Origin of the sequence: Photobacterium sp. SP02 (assembly GCF_038519165.1) — a bacterium.
Lineage (GTDB): Bacteria > Pseudomonadota > Gammaproteobacteria > Enterobacterales > Vibrionaceae > Photobacterium > Photobacterium halotolerans.
In genome coordinates, this window is the sequence record NZ_JASJOJ010000184.1 from 1 (window position 1) to 314 (window position 314).

Genomic DNA, 314 nt, shown 5'->3' on the forward strand with positions numbered 1-314 from the left:
AGAACACTAGTTAACTTTCCAGAATTGTGAAAATATCCCACCTGCTCAGGTAGCGCCGGGATAAAGTTCGATAGCAAGGCAAGTTGTGCGTCGAGGGAGGGAGTTTAGTTCGCTAAATGACCGAACGAGAGAGCCACTTAACGCCGATAGCGAGCTTTATAACCAGCGGGATATTTTCAAACAGAATTTGCTTGGCGACCATAGCGTTGCGGACCCACCTGATCCCATGCCGAACTCAGACGTGAAACGCAGCAGCGCCGATGGTAGTGTGGGGTCTCCCCATGTGAGAGTAGGACATCGCCAGGCTCCCCTTT

General features: G+C 51.6%; 1 rRNA gene. It reads left to right on the top strand.

From position 1 onward, the window contains the following. Nucleotides 1–190: 190 nt before the first annotated feature. Nucleotides 191–306 (top strand): 5S ribosomal RNA (gene rrf / locus P0Y67_RS22920). Nucleotides 307–314: the final 8 nt, after the last annotated feature.